General features: G+C 42.7%; 4 protein-coding genes and 1 pseudogene. All 5 read right to left on the minus strand.

Annotation, left to right across the window (positions count from 1 at the left end):
* The coding region (locus tag ACQKC9_RS08985; protein WP_427621483.1) for a beta strand repeat-containing protein at positions 1 to 1,133 on the minus strand (1,133 nt) is incomplete at its 3' end.
* Positions 1,134 to 1,192: 59 nt separating this feature from the next.
* A complete protein-coding gene (locus tag ACQKC9_RS08990) occupies positions 1,193 to 5,956 on the minus strand; it encodes a beta strand repeat-containing protein (protein ID WP_427621484.1) in 4,764 nt (1,587 codons plus the stop codon).
* 873 nt (positions 5,957 to 6,829) lie between these two features.
* Positions 6,830 to 7,288, minus strand: a complete 459-nt coding sequence (locus ACQKC9_RS08995; protein WP_427621485.1) for an outer membrane protein assembly factor BamE — start codon at positions 7,286 to 7,288, stop codon at positions 6,830 to 6,832.
* 82 nt (positions 7,289 to 7,370) lie between these two features.
* Positions 7,371 to 8,285, minus strand: coding sequence for a YadA family autotransporter adhesin (locus ACQKC9_RS09000; protein ID WP_427621807.1), 915 nt, complete (start codon positions 8,283 to 8,285; stop codon positions 7,371 to 7,373).
* Between the two features lie 54 nt (positions 8,286 to 8,339).
* Positions 8,340 to 9,245 (minus strand): annotated as a pseudogene (locus ACQKC9_RS09005) (trimeric autotransporter adhesin AtaA); the annotation flags it as partial.
* Between the last annotated feature and the right edge of the window lie 546 nt (positions 9,246 to 9,791).

The raw sequence follows: 9,791 nt of genomic DNA on the forward strand, positions 1-9,791 counted from the left end.
GTGTTAGCGATATTGCCGCCGTTAGTGATGTCGCCTGAGTTAGCTATGTCACCTGTGTTACCGATACCGTTAGTTGTGGTTTGACCAACCGCATTAAGGTTGTTGGTTGTAATATCACCAGTATTGTTAATATTGCCATTATTGTTGATATTATTTGTCGTAGTTTGTCCTGTCACAGTTAGTGTGTCTTGTAAGGTGGTTGCGCCTGTATTCGTTAAAGTACCTGTGTTAGCGATATTGCCGCCGTTAGTGATGTCGCCTGAGTTAGCTATGTCACCTGTGTTACCGATACCGTTAGTAGTCGATTGTCCTGCAACGCTTAATGTATCTTGTAGTTCAGTAGCGCCAGTATTCGTTAAAGTACCTGTGTTAGCGATATTGCCGCCGTTAGTGATGTCGCCTGAGTTAGCTATGTCACCTGTGTTACCGATACCGTTAGTTGTGGTTTGACCAACCGCATTAAGGTTGTTGGTTGTAATATCACCAGTATTGTTAATATTGCCATTATTGTTGATATTATTTGTCGTAGTTTGTCCTGTCACAGTTAGTGTGTCTTGTAAGGTGGTTGCGCCTGTTACACCTAGTGTGTCATTTAGTTGAGTTGTACCATCGGTAATCATATTACCAGTCGTTGTCGTATTACCATTAACTAATAAATTAGCATTTTGACCAGGACTAGCAGTACCTATTGTCGTATTACCTGTAACACCTAGAGTGTTATTTATTTGAGTCGCACCATTGTTAGTCGTAGTACCATTATTAATCATGGCACCGTTGTTGGTCGTAGTACCATTGTTAGTCGTAGTACCAGTCGTAGTAAGGCTACCTGTAGTAGTACTACCAGTAGTAGTTGTATTACCATTGACTGTTAAATTAGCATTCTGAGCGGTAGTACCGACTGTGGTTGCACCTGCTACTGTTAAAGAACCATTATTGCCACCAGTATTTGTGATAATCAAATCTGAGTTCAAATTAGAACTACCAGAACAGTCCGTTGCCCCTGTCTGATTTGGTCCTGTTCCACATTGTATTGTATTAGCAGTACCGGCTGCCATAACTGGTGACATAAATAGTGCGCCGGTCGCTGTAGTAATGGCTATGGCTAAAAGCTTGCGCTGAAAATTGGTTTGCATAATATTTCCTCTCTGAATTATTTAATGAAATGCCAAAAATGTTTTGTTAAAAGAACGTTTTATCGACCTATCGCAAAAGCGAGCCCACCCTGATATAAGATGTCATCACTTCCAGCATATGCAAACCCTCCTGTTAGCTTATAATTACTTTCCTTACTCAAATAAGTTATCCCAAGTGCCATAGCAGTATTACCTTTGAAGCTTCCGACGCCGATCATACCTGATAGCTGACCTGGTCTAGCCACTGCATCTGAGCCATTAGATAAGGCAGCGGACATTGCGATACCTTTATAGGCAATTTCATCAGCTTGTTTGGAATATTCATATACTTTTGATAACTGCCCAACAGTCGCAGCGTCATTGTAATTAACCCCTGGAGATACATTCGTTATTCTGGTACCAGCTGCATTTATGCCATTGTTAGATAGACTAGGACCATCGTTAATTTGAATGCTATTGATTTGAATATCGTTATTCAATCCTACGCTAATGCCGTCACTTGTTGTTTGAACAGATAAATTCTGATTGGTACTTGTCATAGCGATCGTATCGCCTAACTGGTGTGTAGTGCTATTTGCACCATCGTTAAACGTAATACCTTTAGAGATTTTAGTGCTATTCTGCTGAACTACTGAGTCTAGACTAGCGACGTTAGCAGCCGTATCGACCAAATCATTTGTGTTTTTAGCAATAGCTATATTTGCTGTTATTAAATCTTCGCTGTTTTTGGCTATCGCAACATTTGCCACATTCAAATCATTTCTATTACTTGAGATATCATTTGAATTCTGAGATATCACCGCATTTGCGGTTATTAAGTCATCGCTGTTTTTAGCTATTGCATTATTTGCGCTAACTAAATCTTCTGCATTTTTCAAAATATCATTGCTGTTTTTAGCTATCGTACTGTTCGCTGCTACTAAATTTTCACTGTTTTTCAAGATATCGCCTGTATTTTGTGAAATCTTAGTATTGGCATTGGCCAAATCATCTGTGTTTCTCGAAATCTTAGTGTTGGCATTGGCCAAATCATCTGTGTTTCTCGAAATCTTGGTATTAGCATCGGCCAAATCATCCGTATTTTTCGAAATCTTGGTATTAGCATTGGCCAAGTCATCTGTGTTTTTTGAAATCTTGGTATTAGCGTTGACCAAATCATCTGTGTTTTTCGAAATTTTGGTATTAGCACTAGCCAAACCATCTGTATTTTGTGAAATCTTGGTATTGGCACTAGCTAAACCAGCTGTGTTTTGTGAAATCTTGGTATTAGCATTGGCCAAACCATCTGTGTTTTTCGAAACTTCAGACTCAATAACAATTAGCTTACCCACGTTTTGTGAAATAGCATCCGTATTGCTAGAAATCGCATTATTGGCTGTGACTAGATCGCCAGTATTTTTAGCGATTGCTGCGTTTGCTATTACTAAATCACCAGTATTTTTTGCAATCCCTGCATTGGCTGTAGTCAACGCATTCGTATTGTCAGACACACTTGTGTTAATCGTACCGAGAGCACTTGCATACTGAGCAATCGAGCTAGTGTTTTGTGATATTGCATTATTAGCTGTCACTAAATCATCAGTGTTTTTAGAAGTGGCAGCTTTTACAGTGACTAAGTCAGCCGCATTAGATGCAATGTTGGTTGTATTTGTCGAAATAAGAGTATTGGCAGTGGCTAAAGCATTTTTTGTATCATCAATTTCAATTTTGGCCGCAGCAATATCACTCTGATTGTTGAGTGCAATATCTCTATTTAATGAGGTATTCATCGCAACAGCATATAGCTGACTGCCATTAACACTATCTGAGGAAGTTTGGGATATTTCACCAGCTGCTACGTTTTGAATCCTACGTTCATCATTAGCTGACCCAACTGAAATAACACCGTTGGCAGTACTGGCTGCAAAATTATTGTAGTCGATGCTACCTATTACTGTATTGGCCACTTTGCCAGTATTCCCAGCAGTCGTCGTATTGCCTTGTTGTCCGCTACTTTGTAACAACTGTGTTCCTACTTTGTCGCCTGTAGTTGCAACCGTGTTGTTGCCTAAATAGACTGAGTTTTTGACTGTATTACCTATTGGTATAGCGTTACCATCGTTATCAACTTGCCCTGTGTTATTAATATTAGAACCCAAAACAAATGTATCACTTGAGTTGATAATATTATTATTTCCAAGTGCATGGCTGTTCGCCACAGTATTATTTACTGCTCTGCTAGTAGTGGTAGGACTCGCGGCTTTTATAATATTAGACTGTCCAATGGTCGATGAACTTGCTGCTTCAACGATATTATTAGAACCAACCGCTGTCGTTCTATTCGCTAAAGACTCATTAGAGGCTCCTACAGACAATGAATTGGTACCATTAGCGATAGCATTACGACCCAATGCTGTGGCATTCTCTCGAGTGGCTTGGGCGTTTTGGCCCATTGCGGTGCTGTTTGCGCCAGTGGCTAGAGCAGTTGCGCCAACTGCTGTGCTGTTCTGAGCCAACGCCACACTGTCATAACCTATTGCGGTGGTACGATCTGCCGTTGCTTCACTTTGTGCACCACTTGCTGTTGATCCCAACCCTGAAGCAATGGCTCTACTACCTGAGGTGGTTGCGTAAGATCCTGATGCTGTGCCCTCAAAACCAGTAGCGGTGGCTTCTAGACCAGTCGCCTGCACATTGACACCAGTTGCTGTTGTATTTACTGCGGTGGCTTTCGCATTACGACCCAATGCTGTGGCATTCTCTCGAGTGGCTTGGGCGTTTTGGCCCATTGCGGTGCTGTTTAGACCAGTGGCTAAAGTAGTTGCGCCAACTGCTGTGCTGTTCTGAGCCAACGCCAGACTGTCATAACCTATTGCGGTGGTACGGTCTGCCGTTGCTTCACTTTGTGCACCACTTGCTGTTGATCCCAACCCTGAAGCAATGGCTCTACTACCTGAGGTGGTTGCGTAAGATCCTGATGCTGTGCCCTCAAAACCAGTGGCGGTGGCTTCTAGACCAGTCGCCTGCACATTGACACCAGTTGCTGTTGTATTTACTGCGGTGGCTTTTGCATTACGACCCAATGCTGTGGCATTCTCTCGAGTGGCTTGGGCGTTTTGGCCCATTGCGGTGCTGTTTGCGCCAGTGGCTAGAGCAGTTGCGCCCGTTGCCGTGCTGTTGGTAGCTGACGCCAGACTGTCATAACCTATTGCGGTGGTACGGTCTGCCGTTGCTTCACTTTGCGCACCACTTGCTGTTGAGCCTAACCCTGAAGCAATGGCTCTACTACCTGAGGTGGTTGCGTAAGATCCTGATGCTGTGCCCTCAAAACCAGTGGCGGTGGCTTCTAGACCAGTCGCCTGCACATTGACACCAGTTGCTGTTGTATTAACAGCGGTGGCTTTCGCATTACGACCCAATGCTGTGGCATTCTCTCGAGTGGCTTGGGCGTTTTGGCCCATTGCGGTGCTGTTTAGACCAGTGGCTAGGGTATTTGCGCCCGTTGCAGTAGTATTTTCTAAAATCGCTTGCGAATTTTGCCCCGTCGCTGTGCTATTGACGCCTTCTGCTAGAGCGTTCATACCCAATGCTGTTGTATTAACAGCGATGGCTTGTGCATTCTGTCCAGTAGCCGTCGCATTCTGTTGAGTGGCTTGAGCATCCTGTCCAGTTGCGGTACTGTTTGAACCTGTCGCTCTACTACTCACACCAGCTGCCGTTGTATTGGTATTAATCGCCTGTGCGTCTTGTCCAATTGCTGTGCTATTTAAGCTAGACGCTCTACTACTTACACCGATTGCCGTGGCATTGCCACTGATGGCCTGCGCATTTTGTCCATTTGCTGTGCTATTTAAACCAGTCGCTCTACTACTCACACCAGTTGCCGTTGTATTGGTATTAACCGCCTGTGCGTCTTGTCCAATTGCTGTACTACTCTGCCCTCTAGCTTGAGACTGCCCACCATAGCTACTTGAATTTAGGCCATCGGCTATGGCGCTCTCTCCAATAGCCGTACTATTTGCTACTAATGCTTGCGCACTATTACCAATAGCAATCGCTGTTGGGGCTGCTGCCGTCGCCGCATCTCCATTGTTGCTATCACCAGCGCCCAAAATCTGTCCACCACCGATAGACACTCCTGATTGCAGATTGCCTGCCGCGTCAGGACCAAGTGATACTGATGCGGTACCAGCTCTATTTTCAACAACAATACCTGCACCTTCGGTAACTTCTACATCGCCCACAAACTCTTGTCCACATGATGGCGCATCTGCAGCTTGCGCATCTTTATCAAGTACGACAAATCCAAGCGCAGCATTTATGGCTTGTGTTGCTAGTGAGCTAACCACAAGAACTGAACCTCCAGCTCCTGCACCAAAGGGTAACGCTTGTATAGCCTCACCACTGGCTTCTAAGGCTAATGCAGCTATATCGACGCCTAGCATTCCATACTCTAGGTCACGAATTTCATTATCAAAAGTCTCTGAACATTTTCTGTCTGTTCTATCTGAATATCCGTCAGAGCCTGGCCCTGAACCTGAGCCTGATGATTGCGGTGCTGGGCCAGTCGGAACAGTTGGTCCAGGTTCGACCACTACTGGGTCTGGTGGATTGTCTATAGAGTCTATTAATTGATCTATATAAGGTCGGTTGTTATTGAGTTCATTAGTGTTAGTTTGTATTTGAGACTCATTTGCAGTGATCCGATCACGATTACTGACAATGACCTGACCTTCATCAGCGTATGTATAATCATTATCACCAGTGCCCAAAGCATGTGATGGAAAACTGATTGCACTCATCGCAAGTATTAGAGCTGTTCTACGTAAAATGGGTGTTTCCATAGTTTTCTTTATCATAAGGCATACTCTATTTTGAATAACGATTCATGAAAACAAGTAGCAAAAACACCCCTGAAAATGTAAGTGAATTTCAGATTTCTACTTATGTTCGACAGGTACTACATATGTGATGCTATACAAACAAACTTTGTGTCTCAAAAATATTGAATAAATTTGAACCTAGATTACGTATGCGTAAAATCTCTTCCACTCTTTCTAAAACATTACTATCATATAAAAATGATTATCAATTACTTATATAACAGTTGTATAATTGTAAGCATATTATCTATATTATTAATAATATTACTGTTTTGTAAATAGTGCAAGCATATATTTATGTGGAAGGATGTTTGTCTGTTTAGACAGATTAACTAGAAGTAAGAGATACTAAATATGCTTTACACTGTCATAAAAGCTAATCGGTAGCTCTGCACTAGTAAAACTATACGCAAAATACTAGCTTTTGGAGTTCCTAAGTAGTTTGACCAAATTAGCGAAGCTCTTTATGTAACAATGCATTGTGGAGATAGAAGACATAAGCTGCTTGCACAGTCAGAATAGAGTTTACGGGATAGGAATTTAGGTTATAAAAGGCTAAGATAGATTTGACTCTTTCGTTATAGTTGAGCTATATAGCTATAACTTTCTAAGTGGACATTCATGGGATTAACTTAGAGTGTCAGATGACGAGATAAAAGTCGCTTTAATAAGATACAAATGCTAATTCGTAGACTTTTGATTAGGCGGTATATGAAAGACGCTGATATCAGTAACATTGTTACTATTGCGATTACAATAACAACATCTCACAATAAAAAAGAGCAAGACATTAAATGTCTTGCTCTTTTTTTATACTATTGATAGCGACTAATATTAGAACTGTGAATATTTAGCACAAGATGCTGGCTGCCAATAGAACTCAGTGGCAAAAAATTCATCATCACGCAATCTGCCCTCATAGCTATCATCGAAGATAATCTTATACTGGCATGTCTCTACATTGTTATTGGCATCATAAAACTTGAGAATATAATCCCATTCACGAGCATTGAACCCTTCGCTGAAATGAGGTGTACCGATTATTTTATAAATCTGATCTTTAGTAGTACCTACTTGTATTTTAGCAATATCATTATGATTGACAATAGTGCCACCCTTTTGCCATGCCTTTTCTGGATCTGGAAATACTAAATCGTTAGCATCAACAGCTCCATGCTGTGCACCAGGCGTTAAATGCCAAGTTGGCATGATGTTTTTTTGAGCACAACCAGTGACTGTGAATAGTAAAGCAGACGTAGCCAACAAGCCGTAACGATAAAAAGATTTTTTCATTATTTATCCCTTAATATATTTTATGAGTAATTTGACAGCGCTTGTATTCAAGCAAACGCTGTCAAACAGTGATGTGGCTATATTAGAAATGGAAACCTGCACCAATTGCGCCGCCTGCATTTCCTTGGGTGTCTGCTGTACCATTGATCTTCATTACCCAACGTCCATTGTCTGAGACTTTAGATAAACCAATAGCAACTGCACTTTCACCATTGTATGTTGCGACACCACCACCGATCATTGACTTACCAGGGATATAAGCTTGCGGTAGTGAAGACATTGCCATGGCAGCAGAGATACCAGCATTAGCATCGTCTTCTACTTCATTGATCTTATAACCCAACTCGTTAACGCTGTTGCTTAGCTTGCCATCTAGAGCGCTCAACTGTCCAAAATTCACAGCATCAGTAGGATTGATACCATCAGCAACACCTGTGATGGTGTTGCCACCGTTGTCTAAGCCAGTACCGCTTAGGACAACTGACTCATTGGGACCGTTAGCTATCGTGACGCCGTTTGTATTAACTGTAGTATTACCAGTAGTAACTGTACCTGCAGTAACATTGTCTACGTTGATGTTGCCACTCAAATCAAACTTGATACCACTATCAGTGGTTGTCGTCGTGATATTATCACTGCCTTCAAACTTAAGTGCAGTGCTATTACCAACTGATTTATTAACATCATTACCACTGTCTGCACTGAAGCTCAAACCAGTATCAAGTCTATCAGTATTGGCCTGAATATCTTCGTTGGCCTGAGCATTACCATTGTTTACAGCAGCAATCGCATCATTAAGATTACTTGCTCCTGTACCACCGATATTAGTGGCTGTTAAGTTGCCTTCATCATCAATCGCTGCATCACCACCGATAATGCCAGCCACATCGTTTCCTAGATTGTATAGCTGACCGCCGTTGATAGCGTCAGTACTTCCTGCATTGATAGCACCACCATTGACGTTGGTTATAGTAGTACCAGCAGCACCGCCACCCAATGTAATGCTGCCTTTGTTGACAGTATCGTCTGGGTTTGTATCGTACTGAACCGCAGCATTGCTAAGCGCTTCATTACTACTTTCTAATGCATCGCTGACTGATTTTAACTGTGAGACGTTGACTGCATCAGAGTCGGCTGTACCTGCGGCCACACCTGTAACTTGACGATATACACCATTGGCTGCATCGCCCACTGCAACTGCACCAGTTGTGCTAGTGGTTGCTGTAATAGCAGCATTACCCGCTGCGCGATAGCCTACAATACCAGCACCTGTCGTAGCTGCAGAACCCAGACCTAGTACTACCGAGCCATTTTGGTTTGCTGTGATACCGTTACCAAGTACAAAAGTATCATCACTATTAATAGTGTTGTTATTACCAACTGAGTAACTGTTGTTGCCATTGATAGTGCTTGGATCACCAAAGGCACCAGAGTTATCACCGTTGACGACATTGCCTGTACCGATACTGATAGACTGATTACCTAGCGCTTGAGCACCGTCACCGATGGCTATAGAAGAAGCACCTTCGACTAGAGTATTGTGACCCAATGCTACTGAAGATTCGCCATTTTGAGTAATGATTGCATTAACACCAATTGCAGTCGAGTTATCACCACCAGCACTTGAGTCGTTAGTAGTACCTATATCACCTTGAGTACTAACCGCATTGGTATGCGCAAACTTCACACCTTCGGTGTTCATTTTTTGCACAGTTTCGGCAATGGTTAGGCGATCAGTGACTTCTTGACCGTTTACGTCATAAGTTAAGAATAAAGAATCTAAGTTACTGTCATCGATATTGCGATTCACAACTTGATCCGTCACATTGACAGTGACAGGATTTCCGTTTTGGTCAGTTACTTCGACGTTGGTAACGTTTTGAGCGATCAAGGTATCAAGCTGACCTTTATTCACAGCGTCATCGGCATTCACGCCGTTTGCCACATTAGACAATGTTGTACCACCACTCGCTACAAAGTCGTTGCCTTCATCGTCTTGATCAATCACTGCAGGTGTACCTGCCAAGGTCACTTGATCATAATTGATGATACTGTTGTCATTAGGATCTCGATCATACTGCACAGCACCTGCAGTCAAGTCAGTTAAACCATCAGATACTGCATCCACTTGTCCTTTGGTTGCTGCATCATTTGCATTCACACCATCAGCTAGATTACTTACTGTCTGACCACCAGCATCAATACCACCAGCAGTAATACTTGGACCTATCGGTGCGCCACCTGCATCAATAAAGCTAATACCGCCTTGATTGATTGAGATACCATTGTTACCAGCAGCATCAGTTGCGGTAAACCCTTCTGCGCCATAGTTGCTGATATTGCCAGCAGTATCTTCAACAGTAGTACCAGCGGCTGTTGTATTAGTAGTGTTACCAGCTGCGTCAGCGAGGCTTGAACCGGCTGCTGTGTAATCTGCTTCATTACCAGCGGCATCTACTACGTTGGTGCCGGCTGTGGTGATGGTGGTTACGTTATCTGCACA

It is taken from the genome of Psychrobacter sp. NPDC078409, assembly GCF_050268505.1.
Lineage (GTDB): Bacteria > Pseudomonadota > Gammaproteobacteria > Pseudomonadales > Moraxellaceae > Psychrobacter.